Here is a 22,902-nt window from a genome sequence, read left to right as displayed (position 1 = left end):
CCATGGACTTCTCCCTTAGCGTCGAACAGCAGATGGTCCGCGACAGCGCGCGCGACTACCTCGCCGCGCACAGCGATTCGGAGGCGGTGCGGCGCGTGACCGAGGTAGGCCCGGCGCACGACGAGGCCCTGTGGCAAGCGGTCGCGGGCGAACTCGGCTGGTGCGGCATCGCACTGCCCGAAGCCGTGGGCGGCGCCGGCCTGGGCGCGCCCGGGCTGGTGCTGCTGCAGGAACAACTGGGCCAGCGCCTGGCCTGCGTGCCGTTCTGGTCCGCCGTGTGCGTGGCCGCCCCCTGGCTGCAGGCCAGCCTGGGCCCGCGTGGCAGCGCGCAGTGGCTGGAACGGCTGGCCTGTGGCGAGCTTCGTGCCGCCGCGGTGCTGCCGGACGATGGCCGCTGGCAGTATGACGGCGCCGTGATTGGCGCGCAGGCAAGCACGGATGGCTTCGTGCTGCGTGGCTGCGCTGCCCAGGTGGCCGATGCCGTCGGCGCTGACTGGCTGCTGGTGCCGGCCCGACTCGAAGACGGCGTGCCTGCGCTGTTCCTGCTGGAACCGACAGCACTGGCACAGGATGCGCGATTCATGCTGGCGCCGCTCGATACGCTGGACCGCACGCGGCCGCTGGCCGCGCTGCGGCTGGACGGGCTGCCGGTGCCCGCCAGCGCTTGCCTGGCGCGCGCGGACGCGGCGGCCTCCGGCCTGGCCCATGCCTGGTGGCACGGCAAGCTGATGCTGGCGGCGGAGCAGCTTGGCGCGGCCCAGCAATGCCTGGACCTGACCGTGGCCTATGCCTCGGAACGGATCCAGTTCGGCCGCACCATCGCTTCATTCCAGGCGGTCAAGCACCGCTGCGCGCAGATGATGGTGCTGGTCGAGGCAGCGCGCTCGGCAGTGTATGGCGCGGCGCAGGCGTGGGAAACGAGCGATGTGGCCGATGGTACCGGCATCCGCCTCGACATCGCCGCCGCATCCGTGGCCGCCGACGATGCCCTGCGCTTCTGCGCGCAGGAGGCCATCCAGTTGCATGGCGGTGTCGGCTTCACCTGGGAGTACGACCCCCAGCTCTATTTCAAGCGCGCGCAGGCCGCCAGCCACTGGCTGGGCGGTGCCGGCGCGGCGCTGGCGTATCTCGCAGCAAATGGCCCGCACGCCTGGAGGACAGCATGACAGCGAATCACGAGGCGGCATTTCGCGCCGAAGTCGCGCAGTGGATGGCCGCCAACCTGGCCGGCGAGTTCGCCTGCCTGAAGAACCGCGGCGGCCCCGGCGACGAAGAGGCCTATCCCGAACTGCGCAAGGCATGGGAGCGCCGGCTGGCCGAAGGCGGCTGGACCGGCCTGGGCTGGCCGCGCGCGCATGGCGGGCGCGAGCTGCCGGTCATGCAGCAGGTGATCTTTCATGAGGAATATGCGCGGGCGGCGGGGCCGGGGCGCATGGGCCATATCGGCGAGGGGCTGATCGGCCCGACCCTGGTCGCCTTCGGCACCGAGGACCAGAAGGCGCGCCTGCTGCCCGGCATCCTGAATGGCACCGCGTTCTGGTGCCAGGGGTATTCGGAGCCTGGGGCGGGCTCGGACCTGGCCAATGTGCGCACGCGGGCGGAGCGCGATGCGGCCAGTGGCGACTGGCTGGTGAGCGGCCAGAAGGTGTGGACCTCGCTCGCGCACGATTCGGACTGGATCTTCGTGCTGGCGCGCTGCGAGCCCCGCTCGCGCGGCAGCAAGGGCCTGATCTTCCTGATGCTGCCGCTGGACCAGCCCGGCATCGAGATCCGGCCGATCCGCCAGATGGGCGGTGGCGCCGAATTCAATGAGGTGTTCTTCGACGGCGCGCGTGCCGCCGCCGCCGATGTGCTGGGCGCGCCCGGCGATGGCTGGCGCATCGCCATGGCGCTGCTGGGCTTCGAGCGCGGCATCTCCACGCTGGGCCAGCAGATGCAGTTCACGCATGAACTGGAATGGGTGGCGCAGACCGCGCGCGACAACGGCAGCAGCCGCGACGCGCTGGTGCGCCAGCGCATTGCGCGCGCCTGGGCCGGCCTGCGCGTGATGCGCGCCAATGCGCTGCGCATGCTGGCAGGCGCGGCGCAGGCAGGCCAGGACGGTGGCACCGCGCTGCAGCGCGAGGCGCTGATCTACAAGTACTACTGGTCCAACTGGCACCGCGACCTGGGCCAGCTGGCGCTGGACGTGCTGGGCCCGCTGGCCAATGTGCTGGACGCCGGCGACACGCGCCGCACGCGGCTGCAGCAGATGGCGCTGTTCTCGCGCGCCGACACCATCTACGCCGGCACCAACGAAATCCAGCTCAACATCATCGCCGAACGCGGCCTCGGCATGCCGCGCGAAGCACGAGGACAGCCATGACCCTGAACACCGAAATCCCCAGCGCCCCAGCCTATGTGCCGGGCCATCAGCTGCTCGCCGGCAAGAGCGTGCTCATCACCGCGGCGGCGGGCGCCGGCATCGGCTTTGCCGCCGCGCGCCGCTGCGCGGAGGAGGGCTGCCGCGCGCTGATGATCTCCGATGTTCACCAGAAGCGGCTGGACGAAGCGGTCGGGCGCCTGCGCGCGGAAACCGGCCTGCAGGCGATCCATGGCCAGCTTTGCGATGTGTCGGATGAAGCGCAGGTGCGCGCACTTGTGGCCGCCGCCGAAGAAGTTTTGGGCGGAACCGACGTACTGATCAACAACGCCGGCCTGGGCGGCTCGCGCCGCCTAGTTGATATGGACGATGCCGAGTGGTCGCGCGTGATCGATATTTCCCTCACGGGCACCTTCCGCATGACGCGCGCGATGTTGCCGCACATGCAGGCGCGCCGGCGCGGCGCCATCGTCAACAACGCCTCGGTGCTGGGCTGGCGTGCGCAGAAGGAGCAGTCGCACTACGCCGCGGCCAAGGCCGGGGTGATGGCGCTGACGCGCTGCAGCGCGATGGAGGCCGCCGAATTTGGCGTGCGCATCAATGCGGTGGCGCCCAGCATCGCGCTGCATGACTTCCTGAAGAAGTCGGCGCCGGCCGACCTGCTGCGCCAGCTCAGCGAGCGCGAAGCCTTCGGGCGCGCGGCCGAGGTGTGGGAGGTGGCCAATGTGATGGTGTTCCTGGCCAGCGACTATGCCTCGTACATGACGGGCGAGGTGCTGCCGGTGAGCAGCCAGCGGGCTTGAAGGGAAACAGTTGGGACCGGGAACAACGCAGGAACCAGACATGCCAAGAATCTTCCGTTCTGCCGAAGACATCCACGCCGCCGTCGGCCAGCGCCTCGGCGAAAGCGCCTGGACCCAGATCACCCAGGAACAGGTCAACCAGTTCGCCAATGCCACCGGCGACCACCAGTGGCTGCACGTGGACCCTGAGCGCGCCGCGCAGGGCCCATACGGCGCCTGCATCGCGCACGGCTACCTGACGCTGGCGCTGGTCAACCAGTTCCTGCCGGAACTGGTCACGGTCGAAGGCATGAAGTGGGGCGTCAACTACGGCTGCGACAAGGTGCGCTTCCCGGCGCCGGTGCGCGTGGGCGCGCGCGTGCGCGGCGTGGGCGAGCTGGTGCGGGCCGAGACCTTGCAGGGCGGCGTGCAGTCGGTGGTGCGCATGACCGTGGAAATCGAAGGCGGGGACAAGCCGGCCTGCGTGGCCGAGACCATCAGCCGCTATTACTTCTGAACAGGAATCCAGAATGAAAGAAGCAGTCATTGTCGCCGTCGCGCGCACACCGATCGGCAAGGCCTTCCGCGGTGCCTTCAACGACACCGAGGCCCCGGTGCTGGGCGGCCACGTGGTGCGCGCGGTGGTGGAGCGCGCCGGCGTGGATCCGTCCGAGGTGGAAGATGTGCTGATCGGCGCGGCCGCGCAGCAGGGCACCCAGGGCTACAACCTGGGCCGCCTGTGCGCGGTGGCGGCCGGCCTGCCGGACAGCGTGCCCGGCATGACCATGGACCGCATGTGCGGCTCGGGCCTGATGACGATCGCGGTGGGCGCCCGCGCGATCCAGTGCGGCGAGGCCGACATCATCGTGGCCGGCGGCGCGGAATCCATCTCGCTGACGCAGACCAAGCACAAGAACAGCTACCGCGCCCAGTCCGAAGCGGTGCTGGCGCGGCAGCCGGCAGCCTATATGGCAATGATCGAGACCGCCGAGGTGGTGGCACGCCGCTACGGCATCAGCCGCGCCGAGCAGGATGCCTACGCCTGGCGCAGCCAGCAGCGCACCGCCGAGGCACAGCGGCGCGGTGCCTTCGACGACGAGATCGTGCCGCTGGAAACGCGCCGCGCGCTGTTCGACAAGGCCGGCACGCTGACCGGCCACGAGACCGTGCGGCTTGCGCACGACGAGTGCAACCGGCCCGATACCACGGCCAGCAGCCTGGAGGCGCTGAAGCCGGTCTGGAGCGGCGGACAGGCTGTGGCCGCCGGCGAGCACATCACCGCCGGCAATGCTTCGCAACTGTCGGACGGCGCCGCCGCGGTGCTGCTGATGAGCGCCGACGAGGCCCGCCGCCGCGGCCTGCGCCCGCTGGGACGCTACCGCGGCATGGCGGTGGCGGGCTGCGCGCCGGACGAGATGGGGATTGGCCCGGTGTTCGCCGTGCCCAGGTTGCTCGAGCGCCATGACATGACGGTGGCGGATGTGGGCCTGTGGGAGCTGAACGAGGCCTTTGCCTGCCAGGTGCTGTACTGCCAGCAGAAGCTGGGCATCCCGGATGCGCGGCTGAACGTCAACGGCGGCGCGATCTCGATCGGCCATCCGTTCGGCATGTCGGGTGCGCGCATGACCGCGCACGCGCTGATTGAAGGCCGGCGCCGCGGCGTGCAGCAGGCGGTGGTGACCATGTGCATCGGCGGCGGCATGGGCGCCGCCGCGCTGTTCGACATCCTGTAATCACAAGCAGCCCCTGCAGGGACCGGCCCGCAACGAGGCCGCCTGCCATCACTCCAACCGGAGGAGACATCATGAAACGACTGATCGGCGTCGCCATGTCGCTGGCCGTGCTGGCCACCGCGGTATGGGCCTTCGCGCCGCGCCCGCTGCCGCCGTTCGCGGCTACGACGCTGCGCCCGGACGGCCTGCAGGTCAACGGCATCGCGCGCGCCGGCGAGCGCCTGGTGGCGGTGGGCGAGCGCGGCCAGATCCTGTTCAGCGACGACCAGGGCCGCAACTGGCGCACGGCCGTCGTGGATCATCCGCAAGGCGCCGCGCTGACCCAGGTGGTCTTTGCCGACAGCCGCCACGGCATGGCGGTCGGGCACAGCGGCTGGATCCTGCGCACCGAAGACGGCGGTGCCCACTGGCAGCAGGTGGCCTTCGACGCGCGCTCGTCCGATCCGCTGCTGGGCGCCTGGGCGCAGGCGGGCGGCCCGTGGTTCGCGGTCGGCAGCTTTGGCCGCTTCCTGGTCTCGCGCGACCAGGGCAGGCACTGGGAGGCGGCCGCAGACAAGGCCATGCAAGACCGCCACCTCAACGGCATTGCCGGCGATGGGCAGGGACGCCTGATGCTGGTCGGCGAAGCCGGCCTGGTGCTGCGCTCGCCCGACGGCGGCAGCCGCTGGGAGGTGGTGAAGTCCCCCTACGAGGGTTCGCTGTACGGCGTGCAGCCGCTGCGCGACGGCGCCTGGCTGGCTTTCGGCATGCGCGGCAACGCCTTGCGCAGCGAGGACTTCGGCGCCACCTGGCAGGCCGCGGACACTGGCCTCAAGACCTCGTTCTTCGGCGGCGTCGAGCTGCCCGATGGCCGCATCGTGCTGGCCGGGCAGGGTGGCACGCTGGTGATGTCCGCCGACGGCGGGCGCCAGTTCACCGCCTTGCCCGCCGGCAGCCCGCAGACCCTGGCCGCGCTGGCCCCTGCCGGCAAGGACACGCTGGCGCTGGGCGGCAATGGCGGCCTTGCCGGCGCCACGCTCGCCGCCAACCCCCGCTGACCCTGCCTGACCCTGGCTAACCGAATGCGAGAACGATCATGACCCGCCCCCATTCCTCCGGCCGCCTGGGCCGCCTTGTCGATGCCTGTGCCAGCCTGCTGATGCACCGGCGCCGCCTGCTGCTGGTGCTGTGCCTGGCCGTGACCGTGGCGCTGGGCGTCTCGGCCACGCGGCTGCGGCTCGATCCCGGCTTCAACAAGATGATCCCGCTGCAGCACCGGTACATGCAGGTGTTTACCAAGTACGCGAGCACCTTCTCCGGTGCCAATACGGTGCTGCTGAGCCTGCGCTGGAAGGGCGACGGCGACATCTATAACGCGGCCTTCATGGACAAGCTGCGCCGCGCCACCGATGACGTGTTCTTCATTCCCGGCGTGGACCGGTCGCGCGTGTTCTCGCTGTTCACGCCCAATGTACGCTACACCGAGGTGACGGAGGCGGGCTTTCGCGGCGACGTGGTGGTTCCGGGGCGCTTCTCCGGCACGCCGGCCGAGCTCGATAAGGTGCGCCGCAACGTGGCGCGCTCCGGCCAGATCGGCCGCCTCGTCAGCAACGACCTGAGGTCCGCGCTGATTCGCGCGGAGCTGCGTGAGACCGATCCGGCCACCGGCAAGACCATCGACTACGGTTCGGTCGCACGCCAGCTGGAGAAGATCCGCGGGGAATTCAGCGGCACCGACGTCGAGGTCAATATCGTCGGCTTTGCCAAGCTGGTGGGCGATGTGGAAGAGGGCATCGCCGGCGTGATGGGCTTCTTCGCGCTGGCCTTCGCCGTGACTGCGCTGCTGCTGTGGCTGTACACGCGCTCGCTGCGCATCACGCTGCTGTCGCTGGTGGTGGCGCTGCTGCCCGTGGCCTGGCTGCTGGGCCTGCTGCCGCTGCTGGGCTACGGCATCGACCCAATGTCGATCCTGGTGCCGTTCCTGATCTTCTCGATCGGGGTCTCGCACGCGGTGCAGATGACCAATGCCTGGAAGCAGGAAGTGGTGCAGGGGCATGGTGCGCTGGACAGCGCCAGCGCGGCCTTCCGCAAACTGTTCATCCCCGGCACGGTCGCGCTGCTGACCAACGCGCTCGGGTTCATGGTCATCATGCGCATTGAGATCGACATCGTGCGCGAGCTTGGCATCACGGCCTGCCTGGGTGTGCTGCTGATGATCGTGACCAACAAGGTGTTCCTGCCGATCCTGCTGTCGTACACGCAGCTGGAGCCGTCGGCGCTGGCATCGGCGCAGGCCCGGCGCGCGCAGGGAACCGGCGGGCTGTGGCAGAAGTTCGGCGCGCTGGCGCGCCCGGGACCGGCGCTGGGGGTGTTCGTGGCCGCGCTCGCGCTGCTGGCGGCCGGCGCCATCGATTCACGCGGCCTGAAGATCGGCGATGTCGGCAGCGGCGCACCGGAACTGCGCGCGGATTCGCGCTACAACCGCGATAGCGCCAGCATCGTGAGCCAGTACAACATCGGCTCGGATGCACTGACCGTGGTGGTGGAGCCCACCGGCTTCGACGACGGCTGCCTGCACTACCCGGTGATGAGTGCGGTGGAACGCTTCGAGATGCATATGCGCGGCGTGTCCGGCGTGCAGTCGGTAGTGAGCGTGTCATCGCTGGCCAAGGTGGTGATCGGCGCCTACAACGAGGGCAACCCGCGCTGGGAGGCGCTGCCGCGCAGCAGCGAGGGCCTGAGCCAGGGCGCCAAGGCCTTCGACCCGGACAACGGCATGAATACCTCGAACTGCCAGGCCATCCAGGTGCTGATCTACACGGCCAACCATGAGGGCGCCACCATCGCCCACATCATCCGCGAGATCCGCCGCTTCACCGCCGCCGACAAGACCCCCAAGGTGGCGTTCCGCCTGGCCGGGGGCAATATCGGCGTGATGGCGGCCACCAATGAGGCCGTGGAGGAAGCCGAAGTGACCATGCTGCTGTCGATCTTCGGCGCGATCACGCTGCTGTGCCTGCTGACGTTCCGCTCGTGGCGCGCGGTGCTGTGCATCATCGTGCCGCTGACGCTGGTGTCGGTGCTGTGCAATGCGCTGATGGCGCGGCTTGGCATCGGGCTGAAGGTGTCGACGCTGCCGGTCATCACACTGGGCGTGGGCGTTGGCGTGGACTACGGCATCTACCTGTATGAGCGCATCCAGCACCAGATCCGCGAGGAAGGACAGGCCTTGCCGCAGGCCTTTGCCGAGGCCATGCGCCAGCGCGGTTCGGCGGCGCTGTTCACGGCGCTGACGATGTGCATCGGCGTGGGCACCTGGGCCTTTGCCGCGCTCAAGTTCCAGGCCGACATGGGGATCCTGCTGGCCTTCATGTTCCTGGTGAACCTGTTCGGTGCGGTATCGTTGCTGCCGGCGCTGGCTGCGTGGCTGGGGGTGGAGGAAGAAGAGCGTGCACGCGTGGCCGCCGGTGGTGCCGGTGGCGCCGCGCGCGGCGAGACGGTGCCGCCGGCGCACGCCTTGAAATCCGACGTGGTATAGGGCCGATGTCCCGGAGAAACAACATGCACGATAACCAGGCTTCCGCGGCGGCGGCATTCACGCCGGTCCGCATCGGCCCGCTCACGCTGCGCAACCGCTTGATCAAGGCCGGCGCCAACGAGGGCATGACGCCGCAGGGCCTGCCGACCCAGGCCCTGGTCAGGCACCACCGCGAGCTTGCCGCGGGCGGCGTGGGCATGACCACGGTAGCGTATGCGGCGGTGGCCGACGACGGCCTGACTTTCTCGCACCAGCTCAGCATGCGCCCGGAGCAGGTTGCGCCCCTGCGCGTGCTGACCGATGCCGTGCATCGCGATGGCGCTGCGGCCTGCCTGCAGATCACCCATGCGGGCTCGTTCACCACCATGCGCCACGGCGGCAGCCGCGCGCCGGGCAGTGCTTCGGCCGGACTCAATGCCTTTGGCATGCTGCATGGCGTGTATTTCCAGCGTGCCATGCGCGAGGCGGACATGGCACGCGTTGCCGGCCAGTTCGCCGCGGCAGCGCGTCTGGCGCGCGAAGCCGGCTTCGATGCGGTGGAAATCCACATGGGGCACGGCTACCTGCTCAACCAGTTCCTGTCGCCGCTGAGCAACCGGCGGCGCGATGCGTTCGGCGGCGGCGTGGAGAACCGCACCCGCTTTCCGGCCGCGGTGCTGCGCCAGGTGAAGGACGCGGTCGGCGCCGAGCTGGCGGTCTGCTGCAAGCTGAGCGTCAGCGACGGCGTGCCGGGCGGCAACGAACCTGCGGATTCCGCCGTGACTGCGCGCCTGCTGGAGGCGGAAGGCGCCGACCTGCTGACCCTCAGCGGCGGGCGCAACGTGGAGAGCCCGTGGGCGCTGTTCGGCAGCCCCATGCCCACGGCGCAGATGAAGGCCGCCGCACCGACCGCGGTGGCGCGCTTCGGCATCACCATGCTGGAAAAGCGTACGCCGCGCGCGCTGGCCTTTCGCGAGCTGTATTTCCTGGAAGCGTCGCGCGTGGTGCGGCGGGCGGTGCGCATGCCGCTGGCCTATATCGGCGGCGTCAAGTCGATCGGCAATGTCGCGCAGCTGATGGAAGAGGGTTTCGACTGCGTCGCGCTGGCGCGCGCGCTGATCCACGATCCCGCGCTGGTCGCCAACTGGCGCAGCGGTGCGGTGGCGCATTCGGCCTGTGACAGCTGCAATGGCTGCGTGGCCCGGATCTACGATCCGGCCGGCGTCAGTTGCGTGCACGGCCCGGGCAATGATCCGGCTCTGACCAGGATTGCCGCGCTGCAGTAGTCCGATGGGACGATGAGCCGCCGGCCAGACGCTCTTATCTTGAAGGTCCCACGGGAATTCAAGGAGACAGACGCCATGACCGCTGACGGCAACCAGACTGGCTACAAGGCCGGCTACAAAATCGAATCACGCCCGCCCGAGGCCCGCTTCGCGCGCGGCTGGCATTGCCTCGGCCTGGCCGATGGCTACCGCGACGGCGTGCCGCACACGCTGAATATCTTCGGCCGGCGCCTGGCGGCATTTGCCGACTCGACCGGCGCGATTCGCGTGATCGACGGCTACTGTCCGCACATGGGGGCGGACCTGAGCACCGGCACCGTGCAGGGCGACAACCTGGTCTGCCCGTTCCACGGCTGGCAATGGGGCGGCGACGGCGGCTGCAAGTCCATCCCTTACTGCAAGCGCGTGCCGCCCAAGGCCCGCGTCGGCGCCTGGGAGACCTGCGAGCAGAACCGGCTGCTCTTCATCTGGCACGATCCCGAAGGCCGCCCGGCCCCCCCCGAGGTGGCGATCCCGCGCATCGAGGCCTGCTTCTCATCGGATTGGTCGGACTGGGCCATCGACGAGATGCTGATCCGCACCAACTGCCGCGAGCTGGTCGACAATATCTCTGACATGGCGCATTTCGGCACGGTCCATGGCGCGCCGGTGGACTACTTTGCCAACCTGTTCGAAGACCACAAGGCCACGCAGCTGATGATCGGACGCAGTGCTCGGCTCTCCGGCGATGCACAGCTGACGGCGCTGTCCACGTACTTCGGGCCCGCGTACCACATCACCGAGATGAGCGGACAGATGGGCGACCAGCAGATCCACTCGATCCTGCTCAACTGCCATGTGCCGATCGACCTCAACAGCTTCGCGCTGCGCTACGGCGTGCTGGTGAAGAAGATCCCGGGGCTGTCCGAGGAACAGAACCGTGCCATGGCGCAAGCCTATGTGGAGCAGGCCAAACAGGCCTTCTACGAGGACGTGGCGATCTGGGACAGCAAGATCCGCATCGACAACCCGCTGCTGTGCGAAGGCGACGGGCCCATCTACCAGATGCGTGACTGGTACCAGCAGTTCTACACCGACGTGGAACAGGTGCGGCCGTCCAGCGTGGCACGGCGCACGTTCGAGCTGAACCCGGGCGGCATCGAGCCGCCGGCGCTGCGGCATGTGTTCGAGGCCTGATCGACACCGTCATGGAACTCAACCACATGAAAACCGTAGTTATTACCGGAGCCGCGTCCGGCATGGGTGCGGCCGTGCGCCAGCGCATGCTCGCGGACGGCTGCCGGGTCATCGGCATCGACCTGCGCGATGCCGACATCCTTGCCGACCTGTCCAACCCGCAGGGCCGCGCTGCCGCCATCGACGCCGTACTGTCGCGGTCGGGTGGCCGCATCGATCAGCTGGTCTGCTGCGCCGGCCTGGGCCCGCATGTCGAACCCGCCACGCTGGTGGCATCGGTCAACTACTTCGGCGTGGTGGCGCTGCTGGATGGCCTGTTCGAGGCGCTGCGCCAGGGCTCGGATCCGTGCGCCGTGGTGGTGTCGTCCAATTCGGCCACGCTCCAGTCCTGGGAGGGCAGCCCGCTGCGTGATGCCTACCTTGCCGGCGACGAGTCCGGCGTGCGCGCGATGGTGGCAGCCGCCGCGGCGGCGGAAGCCACCCGGGACCAGGCTGGCTATATTGCCTATGCCAGCTCCAAGCATGCGGTGGCGGCGGCCGCGCGGCAACGTGCTGCCGCGTGGGGCCAGGCCGGCGTGCGCCTCAACGTGGTCGCGCCGGGCGCGGTGGAAACGCCGCTGCTGCAGGCAGGGCTGAAGGACCCGCGCTATGGCGACGCCATCCGCGATTTCCTGCCGCCGTTGGGCCGCCGTGCCCAGCCTGAAGAGGTGGCCGCGCTGATCGTCTTCCTGTGCGGGCCGCAGGCGGCCTACATCCATGGCAACGTGGTGTTCATCGACGGCGGCCTGGATGCCGCGCAGCGACCGCTGAACTTCTGATCTCCTGGTCAATGGGGCATCCGCCGCGGCTCGCGGCGGATGCCCCATTTTTAATTGATGGCGTTCCGGACTTACGCGACCACGACATCGTCCTGCATCCGGCGTTCGCGTTCGCCGGGATACAGGGCTTCCTTTTCGAGGTAGAAGCAACCGGCGCAGCCCGGGTTGCAATCGGAGCGGCTGGGCTTTGCCATGTAAAAACCCCCAAAAGTCGTCTCCGACTTCTGGGGGCAGTTCAGGGCGGGGAGGGGAGCGCGACCGGGCGCCAAAGGCTGCGCCCGGCCGGATATCACGATCGGATCAGGTACCCGACCCACGCGCGGCGTCCGGGGAGAAGAACGCCTCGTTGAATTCCGGACTGTTGTTCAGCGTTGCCATCGGGCCTTCGTTGGTCAGGCGGTCCGCCAGGTAGGCACCCGAAATCAGGTCATGGTAGAACACCGTGGTCGGATAGTAGCGGCGTGCATCATAGGTGTACACCGAGGCCTGGAGATTGGTGCGCCACAACTGGCCGCGGCCATCGTAGTTGTCGGCCGCCAGGGCTAGCCAGCTGTCTTCGTCGAGATACAGGACGCGCTTCGCATACTGGTGCCGGAAACCGGACTTGAGCGTTGCTTCCAGTACCCATACCCGATGCGGTTCATAGCGCATGACGTCCGGATTAGCGTGGCCATTCGTGAGCAGCTCCTTGTACTTGACGGAAGTGCTCAGCAGCTTGTAGTTGTGGTACGGGACGAAGATCTCTTTCTTGCCGACGATCTTCCAGTTGTAGCGTTCGCCCGAGCCGTTGAAGAGCCGGTCGTCGTCCACGGTGCGGAAGCCGCCGGGGCCCTGGGGCTGGTCAAAGCCGAATTCCGGCGCCTGGCGCACCCGCCGCGTGCCCGGGTTGTAGATCCACGTGCGGTTGGTGTCAGAACCCTCCTGGTCCCAGACCGCGTAGCCAACGATCACCTGGCCGCGGTCACGCAACGGCAGGTCCGTGGCGGTGCGGAAGAAGGAGCGCTCGTTGATGGCGTTGTGCGGGTCGAACTTGCCGTTATTGCGCGGCGACAGGATGCTGTATGAGACGCGTCCCCACGCGATCGAGCCGTTCGGATAGACCACGGCCTGGTCGAACTGCGCCTTCTCGGTGCCGATGGCCGACGAGAAGCGCTGGTTCCACAACAGCTCCATCGCGGTTTTCGGAATCGGGTAGGGAACCTGGGGTCCCGCTTCCTTCAGGCCGTTGGCATCGCTCGTCATGCTGACGGTGGCGGCGTAGGTGCGGATGTCCTTGTAGACGGCGTCCTCATACCGGAAGTCGCGATGGCTGGGGTAGACCGGCATCTTGAAGGTGTCGGGGTACTTCTTGAACAGCGCCTTCTGCCCGTCGCTGAGCCGCTCGGCATACTGCGCCATGTTCTGCGCGGTGATGACGAACAGCGGCTTCTCATCGGCATACGGGTCCGGATAGCGTTCGCCGCGCTGGTATTTGACATGGGCCGGCGTGCCCAGCCACTTGCCGGACCATGCCGGGACCTCGCCGTCCTTGCTGGCGGCACGCTCGGCGCCCATCGGCGTGAGGGGGCCATCCAGTTGCTTGAGTTCCTCCGGGGTGACCTTCGCCCACGATGCCGCCGCCAGGGCCATGCTGGTGAGCAGCAGGCCACCGCGTATCAGTTGTCTTGTGCTGGATTTCATTGAAGTCTCGCTCCTTGTAAAGAGGAATTGCCGGCGCTGGCTGTGCCTGTGCCTGTGGTGACAGCGTAGTGATGGCGCGGCGGCGGGGAATCGTTGGAACGGACTAGTGGATTTCCCTAGCCTCCGGCGTGGCGGAGGGCTGGGTGTGGCGCGGGGGGCCAATCCGGGTGGCGTGCCAGCATCCCGCGAGGATTGCGGGAGCGTACCGGGGCGGTACGGGAAGGGGAGGGGGAGCGGGAGCTGAAACGGCGCGAGGCCGGGCAAGTGCCCGGCCTCGCGCCAGCGTGCGGCCAGCGGCCGCAGCCAGGGTCAGGCTTCCATCACTTCGCCGAAGCGCTGCAGATGGTAGTCGCTGTCGCCCAGCAACTGGTCCAGCATGGTCAGGCGCTTGAAGTAGTCGCCCACGGACAGCTCATCCGTCATGCCCATGCCGCCATGCAGCTGCACGGCCTGCTGGCCGACGAAGCGACCGGCACGGGCCAGCGTCACCTTGACCGCGGACAGCATGCGGCGGCGCGTGGCGGGATCGGCCTCGTCCAGCGCCTGGACTGCGACGTAGGCCATCGACAGCGCCAGTTCCTTCTGCACCAGCATGTCGGCCATGCGGTGCTGCAGTGCCTGGAAGCTGGCCAGCGGCTTGCCGAACTGCTGGCGCGTGCCCAGGTACTCGGCGGTGATCTCGATCAGCTTTTCCATGGCGCCGGCGCCCTCGGCGCACAGCGCGGCAACGCCATGCTCCAGGCCCACGCCCAGCGCGGCCAGGCCGTCAGCGGGCTCGCCCACCAGCGCGCTGGCCGGCACGGTCACGTCCTGCAGCGACAGGTCGGCGGCGCGCAGGCCGTCGATGGTGGGATAGGCGGTGACGCCCAGGCCCTTGCTGTCGCGCGGCACCAGGAACAACGCAATCTCATTGCTGCCGGCCACGCGCGCGGTCAGCAGGTAGGCGTCGGCGGCACCGCCGTGCCAGACCACGCTCTTGATGCCGTTGAGCACGTAGCCGTCGCCGCTGCGCTCGGCGCTGGCGCGGGCCGATTCCGGGCGGTAGCGGGTGGTCGGCTCCAGGTAGGCCAGCGTGACGATGCGCTCGCCCGAGGCGATCGCGGGCAGCCATTCTTCCTTCTGCGCGGCGCTGCCGTGGGCGGCCAGGATGGCCGCGGCCATCACGCCGCTGGGCGTGACCGGCTCCAGCACCAGGCCGCGGCCCAGTTCGCGCTGCACCACCAGCTGGCTGGCGGGGCCTTCGCCGAAGCCGCCGAAGTCGGCCGGCACGGTCAGGCCCAGCACGCCCATTTCAGCGAGCTTGTTCCAAATGCCGCGATCCAGGCTCTCGCCTGCGCGCGCGCTCTTGCGGCGGGCCTCGAACGTGTATTCGGTATCGATGAAGCGACGCAGGCTGTCCGCCAGCATCTGTTGCTCTTCGCTGTAGGTGAAGTCCATGTCAGCTATCCCTTCAGAAACCCAGGATCATCTTGGAGATGATGTTCTTCTGCACTTCGGTCGCGCCGCCGTAGATCGAGGTCTTGCGCATGTCGTAGTAGGTGGAGGCGGCAGGGGCGGCCCAGTCAGGGCCCGCCACCGGCTGCGTCGCGCCCGGCTCAAGCCATTCCGGCGAATACGGCCAGGCGTTGGGGCCGGCCACTTCCATCATCAGCATGCCCAGGTCCTGCTGCACCTCGGAGCCGCGGATCTTGACGATTGAGGCCTCGGGGCCGGGGGTGCCGGCGGCCTGCGTGGCGACGCGCAGCAGCAGCATTTCCAGCGCCATGATGTCCATCTCGACGCGGGCGATCTTGTCGCGCATGCGCACGTCTTCGATCAGCGGGCGGCCGGCGCCGTCGGTGGCCTGGCTGGCGTAGTGCTTGAGCAGGCGCAGCTCGCGGTGGCAGTGGCCGATGCCGGCAATGCCGGTGCGCTCATGGCCGAGCAGGTACTTGGCATAGGTCCAGGCGCGGTTCTCTTCGCCGACCAGGTTCTCGACCGGCACTTCCACGTCTTCGAACCAGGTCTCGTTGACGTCATGGCCGCCGTCGAGCGTCTTGATCGGGCGCACCGTCACGCCGGGCGACTTCATGTCGATCAGCAGCATCGAGATGCCTTCCTGGGCCTTGGCCTCCGGGTCGGTGCGCACCAGGCAGAAGATCCAATCGGCAAAGTGGGCCATGGTGGTCCAGGTCTTCTGGCCGTTGACGATGTACTTGTCGCCCTTGCGCACCGCGCGCGTCTTCAATGAGGCCAGGTCGGAACCCGAGCCCGGCTCGGAGTAGCCCTGGCACCAGAAGTCGTCGATACTGGGGATGCGCGGCAGGAAGCGCTGCTGCATCTCGGGGCTGGCGTACTTCATCAGCACGGGCCCGATCATGGTCAGGCCGAACGGCAGCATGCGCGGCGCGCCGGCGCGGAAGGTCTCGATCTCGAAGATCAGGCGCTGCAGCGCGGTCCAGCCGGTGCCGCCCCATTGCCTGGGCCAGGTCGGCGCACCCCAGCCGCGGGCCTGCAGGATGCGGTGCCAGCGGATGTAGTCGTCCTTTTCCACGCGCTGGTGGTTGAGTACCTTGTTGCGGATGTCTTCCGGCAGGCTGGCCTGCGCGAATGTGCGGACCTCCTCGCGGAAGGCCTGTTCCTCGGCGGTGAAACGCAAATCCATCTGAATGTCCCCTGTGGTACGCGGGCCGCGCGGCGCTTTTGGCTCAGCCTGGTTGTGCGGTGCGTCAAAGCGGCGGCCCTCACTGTGCCGGCCGATTGTAGGGGCCGGGCGCGATTCCTTGCTTCATCAATGATAAAGCCGTCCTTCGTGGAGGCGGAACCACCTGCGCCGGGTGGTGGCGGGGCGGACGGCGGCTGGCCAGTGGCGTTGACGAACACGGCCTTAGTGAATTCCAAATGGCTCCGGCACGGGGCTTGCCGCAAACTGATGCAGCCAGTTTCATGTGGCCGGGTGCATTCCGCCGCATATCCGACTCAGCCTGCATCGAGAGACCCACCAGCACCATGTCTTCCTTCCGCCCCGAATATATCCACGACATCCCCCGCTACTGGGCCGCGCAGACGCCCGACGCGCCGTGCCTGCACGAGAACGGCGCCGTCATCAGCTACGGCGAGCTGTGGCGGCGCATCGAGGCCGCCCGCGACTGGCTGGCGGCGCAGGGCGTGGGCGAGGGCGACCGCGTGATGGTGGTCGGCGAGAACTGCAACGAGATGGTGGTCACGCTGTTCGCCAGCAGCCTGCTGCACGCCTGGCCGATCCAGGTCAACGCGCGCCTGTCCGCGCGCGAGATCGACAATATCCGCGATCATGCGCAGCCGGCGCTGGTGCTGTTCACCGGCCATGTGTCCGACGTGGCCGCGGCGCACGGCGAGCGGCTGGGCGCACAGGCCACCGGCTGCCCAGTGTTCGACGCTGGCATGCGGGTGGTGCGCGCGGCCACCCCGCCGCAGCGCGAGCCGGCCGGGCTGGCCCGCAGCGTCGCCACGCTGATTTATACCTCCGGCACCACCGGTGCGCCCAAGGGCGTGATGGTGCCGCATGCGGGCCTGACGCAGTTTGCGCGCATCTCCGCCACCTCGCGCGACATGGGCCCGGCCGACGTGGCCTACGGCGCCTTGCCGATGTCGCATATCTTCGGCATTGCCACGGTGCTGATGGCCACGCTGTATGCCGGCGCCAGCCTGTTCCTGCGCCCTCGCTTCGACGCCAATGAAGTGTTCGAGTCGCTGGCGTCGCCCGGCGTCACTATCCTGCAGGGCGTGCCGACCATGTTCACGCGCATCATGGCGGTGGCGCCCACCGTCGGCGCGAAGCCCGGCGCCTATCCGCGCCTGCGCTACCTCTATACCGGCGGCGCGCCGCTGGACCCCACGCTCAAGCGCGAGGTCGAAACCCTGTTCGGCCAGGCGCTGCACCATGGCTACGGCATCACCGAATACGCCGGCTCGCTCTTCATCACGCGCATGGAAGCCCCGCGCGCCGACTGCTCGGCCGGCTATATCGTCGAAGGCGTGGAGATCGAGATCACCGATGCCGAAGGCAAGCCGCTGCCCGCCGGCGAGCGCGGCCAGATCCGCGTGCGCGGCCCGGGCGTGATGCTGGGCTACTACCACAACCCCGAGCAGACCGCCGAGGCGCTGCTGCCCGGCGGCTGGCTCAACACCGGCGACCTGGGCTACCTGGATGCCGACGGCGCGCTGTTTATCTCCGGCCGCTCCAAGGACCTGATCATCCGCTCCGGCTTCAACGTCTACCCGATCGAGGTCGAGTCGGTGATCAACGCCTTCCCCGGCGTGCGCCAGTCGGCCGTGGTGGGACGCACCACCGCCGACGGCAACGAGGAAGTGGTGGCCTTCATTGAAATGCAGGACGGCGCCGAGCTTGACCGCAAGGCGCTGGACACCTACCTGCGCGAGAGCCTGGCCCCGTACAAGCGCCCGGCCGAGGTCCGCACCGTCGAGGTGATTCCGACCACGGCGAGCGGCAAGCTGCTCAAGCAGCCGCTGCGCGCCTTGCTCGATTAAGCGCCCGCCGGGCATGCTGGCCCCGGGCAATATCAGCCATACCTGGAGGAGACAACAATGAAGACATGGACGACACTGGCAGCCCTGACCGCCACGCTGCTGGTGCAGGGCGCGGCGTGGGCCGCCGACGCCTACCCGTCGCGGCCGGTCAAGCTGCTGGTGGGCTACGCGCCCGGCGGCCCGGTCGACACCGCCGCGCGCATCTATGCCGAGCAGCTCGGGCGCGCGCTCAAGCAGCCGGTGGTGGTGGACAACCGTGCGGGCGCCAGCGGCGCGATCGCCGCCGACATGACCGCCAAGGCGGCGCCGGACGGCTACACGCTGTATTTCGTCGCCAGCCCGACCATGACCATGACCCCGCTGATCCAGCACTCGGTCAACTTTAACCCGGTCAAGGACTTTACCTATATCGGCCTGATCACCGATTACACCAACGTGTTGCTGGTGAACAAGGACTTCCCGGCGAAGAACGTGGGCGAGCTGGTCGACTATGCGCGCAAGCACCCTGAGGGGGTCTCGTTCGGCTCGGCCGGCATTGGGGCATCGAACCATCTGTCCGCGGAACTGCTGGCTCAGATGAACAACGTGAAGATGCTGCACGTGCCGTACAAGGGTAATGCGCCGGCCATGGCTGACGTGATGAGTGGCAAGGTGACGTTCATGTTCGACATTACCGGGACGGCCATCGGGCATATCAATGGCGGCAAGGTGCGTGCGCTGGCGGTTACGTCGAAGACCCGCAACCCGGCGCTGCCGAACGTGCCGACCATGATCGAGTCGGGGCAGAAGGGCTATGACCTGACTGGCTGGTATGCGCTGGTGGGGCCGCAGAAGCTGCCGGCGGATGTGGTGGACAAGCTGGTCAAGGCGCAGAAGGCGGTTGGGGAGGATGCTGCTTTCCGGCAACGTATGACGGCGGGGGGGTATGACGTCAATATCAGCACGCCGAAGGCGCTGGGGGATCGGATTCAGCGGGAGCTGGCGCTTTGGGGTGGGGTGGTGAAGGCGGCGAAGATTCAGGCGGATTGAGGGGGGAGGGGCTGGATGGGGGTGGGGGTCTTGGTGTGGTGGTCTAATTTCCTCGGACAGGTCGATAGGAGGACAATCCGGAATCGACGAGGAAAAAAGATAGATGACAAGAAGGCGCCGACAATTTGACGCCAGCTTCAAGCTGGAAGTAGTACGGATGGTGCGAGACCAAGGATTATCGGTCAGCGAGGTTTGCCGGTCGATGGAGCTTGGTGAGACGGCCGTTCGGCGCTGGATGGCGCAGTACGATGCAGAGTGCGCCGGCGGGCCTGGCGTGGGCAAGCCGCTGACGGCGGAACAGCAGCGCATCCGGCAACTGGAGGCGGAGAATCGGCAACTGCGCGAGGACAACGCCTTACTAAAAAAAGCCTCGGCCTTCTTTGCGCGGGAACTGAAGTGAGCTACCGGGTGGTAGCCCACTTGCAACAGGAGGCCGTATCGGTCAGTAACGCCTGCCGGGTATTGCAGGTGAGCCGCTCGGGCTACTATGCGCACCGCCGCGCCATGCCAAGCATGAAGACTCTGCAGGAGCAGACCCACGTCAAAGCGGCGTTCGCTGCGAGCGGCGCCAGCTACGGCAGCCGGCGTGTCATGCATGCGGTGCGGGAACAAGGGGTGCGCCTTGGCCGCTACCGGATTCGTAGGCTGATGCGCGAAGCGGGCTTGCGCGCGACCTGGAAGCGTAAGTTCGTGTCGACGACTGACAGCAAGCACACGCTGCCAGTGGCAGAGAACGTGCTGGACCGGCAATTCGACGTGGCCGAGCCGAATCGGGCCTGGACTTCGGACATCACCTATGTCCGCACGGCTCAAGGCTGGCTGTATCTGGCGGTCGTGCTGGACTTGTACTCGCGCAAGGTCGTGGGCTGGTCGATGGCGCCGACCATGCCGGCCGACCTGGTGATGTCGGCACTGAGCATGGCGCTGCAGCAGCGAAGGCCAGCGCCGGGACTGGTGCTGCACTCGGATAGGGGCAGTCAGTACGCGAGCGCGGAGTATCAGGCCTTGCTGGCACGCCATCAGATTGTTTGCAGCATGAGTCGAAAAGGCAATTGCTGGGATAACGCGGTGACGGAACGGTTCTTCCTAAACCTGAAGATGGAGCGCGTGTGGCAGCGTCAATACGCCAACCACGCCGAGGCACGGCGCGACATCACCCAGTACATCGTTGGTTTCTATAATCCGGTGCGCTTGCACTCAACCCTGGGGTATCTGTCGCCCGCTGCCTACGAGGCGCAATCGACAGAAAAAGAACCTATCTGCCTGTCCGAAATAACTTGACCACTACAGCGAAATCTCGCTTGGTGTTCCTCCGACCCCCACACCTTTCCACCGAGCCCGGTCCCAAAGAGGCAGGTTGATGGGGGACATGACTCTTATGTCTCGGTGCTTGATGGCATCAGCCCCGAAAAGGTGCTCGGATGGGTCGCCCGCTGCAAAAGTCGGCTTCTCATCGGAACCGGACTGGGTCTCGACCGCCGCCACGTGGGTCGGCTGCCAAGGAGCGTCACGCAATTGCGTGTATTCGCGCAATGTGGGGTCCTGCACCCAATCTTCCGCCCGGCCAGGGGGAGACTCCCCTAAAATGTTCGTCACCGCGATGATGGAACGAGCCACGAGGAAGGCTCGGTCCTGAGCCCGGTGCTTGGCGAACATTTCCTCGAAGGCTTGCTTGTCGGCGCCGAATTGCAGTTCGGCCGTGACGCGGGCGAACAGCTCCAGGATGGCCTTTTCAAAGCCGTTGCCCACCAGGTCCGCCGCAGGCGTAATCGGGTGAGTCACCACCAGCTTCGTTTCACCGCAGTTATCCTCCACCGTTCGAAGTGAGAAAGGCCCTTTCGCTCCATCCGACTGCCTTACTTCGATGAGGAGTTCCGCCCGTGGTGAGACCAGAGTTCTTGACTGAACTGCCGTGGAGTAGAAAGCCTCCAGGAACGCGATGATACTTTCACCAAGAAGCGCGGAGGTGACGCTGCCCCGGGCCGCGACATCGATTCGACAGCCTAGGACAACGGTGGTCATGGTCGTCGTTCCAATGTGCCAAGACGGTTCTTCAGGAAGGTCCTCAGCTGCCGGCGCTGTCAACCATTCGCCGAAGAACTCCTGGAAGTCGTCGTCCCCCGCGTCATAGTCGCTCCTGACAGTGTCTTCACGACCAAGCATGAACAGGGCGGCGGCGCGGGACATTTCCAGCTCAAGCGAATGCAGTAGGTCCGGCAGCCGAGTTAGCTGGGACCACTCCTCATGCGGCGTCTTCAAAATGAGGATGCCCAAAACGCGGTCGATGGCCCGCACTTCCTCGGAGACGTCGTTGACTTCCTCATCGCTCAGGCTTAGGGCTACCTCCATTGGAGGCATCCACTTCACCCATGCCAACGCGTAGGGGACTCGACCGAGCTGAAGCTCAAGCCAAGCGAGCTTCCTCAGCAGTGGCAAGGCTCGTGCGTCAACAGCCCCTTCCTTGAAGTAGGAGTAGAGGCACCGGTCCAGCGCGGAGACCAGACTGGCACGGGCGGCAAACAGCAGCCCGGCCGACTCATAGGCCAAACCAGTACCCGCGAGGGCTGCAATAAACTCTCCTCGCCGCTCTTCTTGAGCAAGCAGGAACTGGGCTTTGGCCAAGTCATCAATCGCCTCATACGACTTCTTGCGAGAGAGCTTCTGGAGGCCGCGCTCCAGGCGCATTTCACCCGCAGCGCGTTCGCCGTGCCTCTCGCGTTCAATCTCAATCACGCTGTCCAGCAGTTCGTCATACGCTGGAGAGTCGCCAATGACGACAGCAAGCTCCCGCACCAGGCGCACCACAGACTCCACCGGAAACTCAACCTGTTTGCGAACCTCTGCGAAGGTCTCCCGCAGGGCCTTGAGAGTCGGGTTGAGGGATTGGCCGGTGCGCAAGCCCGTAACCATGTCCATGAGGAGCAGTTGCGTGCGGGCCCATAGCGAGCTGGTCTCCTTAGCGCGGTCGTCCGCATGCCGCAGGAGCGCCGCGCGCAGCGCGGCCGTGCGGTCCGTCTCTGGCGGCTGCCCCGCTTGAAGAGCCAGCCAGAGATTGACCAGTTCCTCCAGGTCCCAAATCCAATCCGTCTGGAGCATCTCGGCCGCCAGTAGGTCATAGCGCCGGAGGGCCTCCGTAGAGTCGTTGAACCACCAAATGGCAGTCCACGCCCGCTGGTACCAGATTCGGTGTTGTTGTCTGCTGCTTCCGATAGCACGAGCCAGCCGCTCCGCACGCTCAAATCGGCCGTCAACCTCCGTTCGCGGCTTGTCTAGGCTCCTAGCGAGAAGGGCCACCTGCAGGCTTACCTCAACCAGTTCCAAGGTGACCGGGCTGCCTGCCGCGTCCTCGATATTTTTGTCTAGGACTTCCAAATCCCGCAGACGTTCAGCATCCAAGGGGCCCGGAACAGTCCTCATAGTGCCTTGAAGCTCGAACTGAAGCGTGTCGGCCACAAGCTGCCAGCGCTTGTGGCTGCAGACCTTCTCGACAATCCACGAGCGGTCAAGAATACGGACCTCGATGCCGTACTTCGCCTTTAGTGCGTCTTCTCTCTCGGCCCGGTCCTTGTCGCGGACTGCCTGGTTGGAGATGAAATAGACAAGGGAGTACGGGCGCCCCGTAGCAACTATTTTCTCGACGTCAGAGTCAATCTTCGGCTTCCACTTCGCCTTGGCGCTCACGGCAAAGGCCCATCTCTCCGCAGCGGATTTCGAGGGGTCACCCTCGAACCAAAGCGTGGCAATGGAGGCCGCGACAGGGTAGGTCTCGGTGTCGACCTTGCTGTCCCCACCCCCCGTGGGCCCGGTCTGTGGAATGAGATTGGGGCACAACTCTTTCTCAGCCAACGCGCGGGCGAAGTTTTCGAATGCCGTTTCCTCTTTGCGGCTGGTAAGGCTGTGGAGATGGAACTCAAACTGGCGCCGGTCCACCTCCCTTTCTTCGATGTTCAGCGTATCGGAGTAGAGTTCCGGACGACGCGCACGCATGAACTCGCGATAGCTTGGCTGATTGGGGTTGTTCTTGGGCATCG

18 protein-coding genes are annotated in these 22,902 nt (G+C 67.0%); 13 read left to right on the top strand and 5 right to left on the bottom strand.

Going from position 1 to position 22,902, the window contains the following annotated elements:
- Window positions 1–2 precede the first annotated feature (2 nt).
- The 10 genes from AC3WL8_RS12000 to AC3WL8_RS11955 all read left to right on the top strand — a co-directional run bounded on the left by AC3WL8_RS12000 (window position 3) and on the right by AC3WL8_RS11955 (window position 11,653).
- Entirely contained in the window at window positions 3–1,166 is a 1,164-nt protein-coding gene (locus tag AC3WL8_RS12000) for an acyl-CoA dehydrogenase family protein (RefSeq protein ID WP_211979697.1), read from the top strand.
- Entirely contained in the window at window positions 1,163–2,365 is a 1,203-nt protein-coding gene (locus tag AC3WL8_RS11995; protein ID WP_492378310.1) for an acyl-CoA dehydrogenase family protein, read from the top strand. The genes AC3WL8_RS12000 and AC3WL8_RS11995 overlap by 4 nt, the downstream gene beginning before the upstream one ends.
- Window positions 2,362–3,165 carry an SDR family oxidoreductase gene (locus tag AC3WL8_RS11990; protein ID WP_013952308.1) on the top strand — a complete coding sequence of 268 codons (804 nt, stop codon included), beginning with the start codon at window positions 2,362–2,364 and terminating at the stop codon, window positions 3,163–3,165. Before AC3WL8_RS11995 ends, AC3WL8_RS11990 begins: the two co-directional genes overlap by 4 nt.
- A 40-nt stretch (window positions 3,166–3,205) precedes the next feature.
- Complete coding sequence (locus AC3WL8_RS11985; RefSeq protein WP_010813969.1) at window positions 3,206–3,661, top strand: MaoC family dehydratase; 456 nt, start codon at window positions 3,206–3,208, stop codon at window positions 3,659–3,661.
- A 13-nt stretch (window positions 3,662–3,674) separates the two neighbouring features.
- Window positions 3,675–4,877, top strand: coding sequence for an acetyl-CoA C-acyltransferase (locus tag AC3WL8_RS11980; RefSeq protein WP_492378309.1), 1,203 nt, complete (start codon window positions 3,675–3,677; stop codon window positions 4,875–4,877).
- A gap of 71 nt (window positions 4,878–4,948) precedes the next feature.
- Window positions 4,949–5,914: a WD40/YVTN/BNR-like repeat-containing protein gene (locus AC3WL8_RS11975; RefSeq protein ID WP_013952310.1), complete on the top strand. Its 966-nt coding sequence runs from the start codon at window positions 4,949–4,951 to the stop codon at window positions 5,912–5,914.
- Between the two features lie 38 nt (window positions 5,915–5,952).
- The gene (locus AC3WL8_RS11970) at window positions 5,953–8,394 is read left to right on the top strand and encodes an efflux RND transporter permease subunit (protein WP_211979699.1); all 2,442 of its coding nucleotides are present in this window, start codon (window positions 5,953–5,955) and stop codon (window positions 8,392–8,394) included.
- 71 nt (window positions 8,395–8,465) lie between these two features.
- Window positions 8,466–9,659 (top strand): NADH:flavin oxidoreductase, encoded by a 1,194-nt coding sequence (locus AC3WL8_RS11965; RefSeq protein WP_492378319.1) that lies wholly within the window; start codon window positions 8,466–8,468, stop codon window positions 9,657–9,659.
- Window positions 9,660–9,734: 75 nt separating this feature from the next.
- Window positions 9,735–10,835 (top strand): 3-ketosteroid-9-alpha-monooxygenase, oxygenase component, encoded by a 1,101-nt coding sequence (locus AC3WL8_RS11960; protein ID WP_013952313.1) that lies wholly within the window; start codon window positions 9,735–9,737, stop codon window positions 10,833–10,835.
- Between the two features lie 26 nt (window positions 10,836–10,861).
- Window positions 10,862–11,653, top strand: a complete 792-nt coding sequence (locus AC3WL8_RS11955; protein WP_153953821.1) for an SDR family oxidoreductase — start codon at window positions 10,862–10,864, stop codon at window positions 11,651–11,653.
- 71 nt (window positions 11,654–11,724) lie between these two features.
- On the opposite strand, the gene AC3WL8_RS11950 is transcribed toward AC3WL8_RS11955, so the two are convergent.
- From AC3WL8_RS11950 to AC3WL8_RS11935, 4 genes are all read right to left on the bottom strand, one after another.
- A complete protein-coding gene (locus AC3WL8_RS11950) occupies window positions 11,725–11,847 on the bottom strand; it encodes a hypothetical protein (protein WP_013952315.1) in 123 nt (40 codons plus the stop codon).
- A 106-nt stretch (window positions 11,848–11,953) separates the two neighbouring features.
- Window positions 11,954–13,333 (bottom strand): DUF1329 domain-containing protein, encoded by a 1,380-nt coding sequence (locus tag AC3WL8_RS11945; RefSeq protein WP_013952316.1) that lies wholly within the window; start codon window positions 13,331–13,333, stop codon window positions 11,954–11,956.
- Window positions 13,334–13,642: 309 nt separating this feature from the next.
- Window positions 13,643–14,770: an acyl-CoA dehydrogenase family protein gene (locus AC3WL8_RS11940; RefSeq protein ID WP_492378308.1), complete on the bottom strand. Its 1,128-nt coding sequence runs from the start codon at window positions 14,768–14,770 to the stop codon at window positions 13,643–13,645.
- Between the two features lie 13 nt (window positions 14,771–14,783).
- On the bottom strand, window positions 14,784–15,977 hold the full coding sequence (locus AC3WL8_RS11935; RefSeq protein WP_492378307.1) for an acyl-CoA dehydrogenase family protein: 1,194 nt from the start codon (window positions 15,975–15,977) through the stop codon (window positions 14,784–14,786).
- A gap of 344 nt (window positions 15,978–16,321) precedes the next feature.
- Between AC3WL8_RS11935 and AC3WL8_RS11930 the strand changes: the two genes are divergently transcribed.
- The 3 genes from AC3WL8_RS11930 (at window position 16,322) to AC3WL8_RS11920 (ending at window position 20,152) form a co-directional block, all read left to right on the top strand.
- Window positions 16,322–17,842 (top strand): class I adenylate-forming enzyme family protein, encoded by a 1,521-nt coding sequence (locus AC3WL8_RS11930; protein WP_492378306.1) that lies wholly within the window; start codon window positions 16,322–16,324, stop codon window positions 17,840–17,842.
- 57 nt (window positions 17,843–17,899) lie between these two features.
- Entirely contained in the window at window positions 17,900–18,871 is a 972-nt protein-coding gene (locus AC3WL8_RS11925; protein WP_211979704.1) for a Bug family tripartite tricarboxylate transporter substrate binding protein, read from the top strand.
- Window positions 18,872–18,974: 103 nt separating this feature from the next.
- Window positions 18,975–20,152, top strand: a protein-coding gene (locus AC3WL8_RS11920; RefSeq protein ID WP_492378305.1) for an IS3 family transposase whose coding sequence is annotated in 2 segments (ribosomal slippage) — window positions 18,975–19,242 and window positions 19,242–20,152 — 1,179 coding nt in all. Because the reading frame shifts where the segments join, the coding sequence is not laid out codon by codon here.
- Window positions 20,153–20,155: 3 nt separating this feature from the next.
- Here AC3WL8_RS11920 and AC3WL8_RS11915 read toward each other — a convergent pair.
- Entirely contained in the window at window positions 20,156–22,900 is a 2,745-nt protein-coding gene (locus AC3WL8_RS11915) for a hypothetical protein (protein WP_492378304.1), read from the bottom strand.
- Window positions 22,901–22,902: the final 2 nt, after the last annotated feature.

The sequence above is a fragment of the Cupriavidus sp. FW305-F7 genome, from assembly GCF_058782875.1.
This window is presented reverse-complemented; position numbering and strand designations above follow the sequence as displayed.

Coding starts and splice junctions, on each gene's coding strand:
- AC3WL8_RS12000 (WP_211979697.1), top strand. CDS start 3: ATGGACTTCTCCCTTAGCGTCGAACAGCAGATGGTCCGCGACAGCGCG.
- AC3WL8_RS11995 (WP_492378310.1), top strand. CDS start 1,163: ATGACAGCGAATCACGAGGCGGCATTTCGCGCCGAAGTCGCGCAGTGG.
- AC3WL8_RS11990 (WP_013952308.1), top strand. CDS start 2,362: ATGACCCTGAACACCGAAATCCCCAGCGCCCCAGCCTATGTGCCGGGC.
- AC3WL8_RS11985 (WP_010813969.1), top strand. CDS start 3,206: ATGCCAAGAATCTTCCGTTCTGCCGAAGACATCCACGCCGCCGTCGGC.
- AC3WL8_RS11980 (WP_492378309.1), top strand. CDS start 3,675: ATGAAAGAAGCAGTCATTGTCGCCGTCGCGCGCACACCGATCGGCAAG.
- AC3WL8_RS11975 (WP_013952310.1), top strand. CDS start 4,949: ATGAAACGACTGATCGGCGTCGCCATGTCGCTGGCCGTGCTGGCCACC.
- AC3WL8_RS11970 (WP_211979699.1), top strand. CDS start 5,953: ATGACCCGCCCCCATTCCTCCGGCCGCCTGGGCCGCCTTGTCGATGCC.
- AC3WL8_RS11960 (WP_013952313.1), top strand. CDS start 9,735: ATGACCGCTGACGGCAACCAGACTGGCTACAAGGCCGGCTACAAAATC.
- AC3WL8_RS11955 (WP_153953821.1), top strand. CDS start 10,862: ATGAAAACCGTAGTTATTACCGGAGCCGCGTCCGGCATGGGTGCGGCC.
- AC3WL8_RS11950 (WP_013952315.1), bottom strand. CDS start 11,847: ATGGCAAAGCCCAGCCGCTCCGATTGCAACCCGGGCTGCGCCGGTTGC.
- AC3WL8_RS11945 (WP_013952316.1), bottom strand. CDS start 13,333: ATGAAATCCAGCACAAGACAACTGATACGCGGTGGCCTGCTGCTCACC.
- AC3WL8_RS11940 (WP_492378308.1), bottom strand. CDS start 14,770: ATGGACTTCACCTACAGCGAAGAGCAACAGATGCTGGCGGACAGCCTG.
- AC3WL8_RS11935 (WP_492378307.1), bottom strand. CDS start 15,977: ATGGATTTGCGTTTCACCGCCGAGGAACAGGCCTTCCGCGAGGAGGTC.
- AC3WL8_RS11930 (WP_492378306.1), top strand. CDS start 16,322: ATGTCTTCCTTCCGCCCCGAATATATCCACGACATCCCCCGCTACTGG.
- AC3WL8_RS11925 (WP_211979704.1), top strand. CDS start 17,900: ATGAAGACATGGACGACACTGGCAGCCCTGACCGCCACGCTGCTGGTG.
- AC3WL8_RS11915 (WP_492378304.1), bottom strand. CDS start 22,900: ATGCCCAAGAACAACCCCAATCAGCCAAGCTATCGCGAGTTCATGCGT.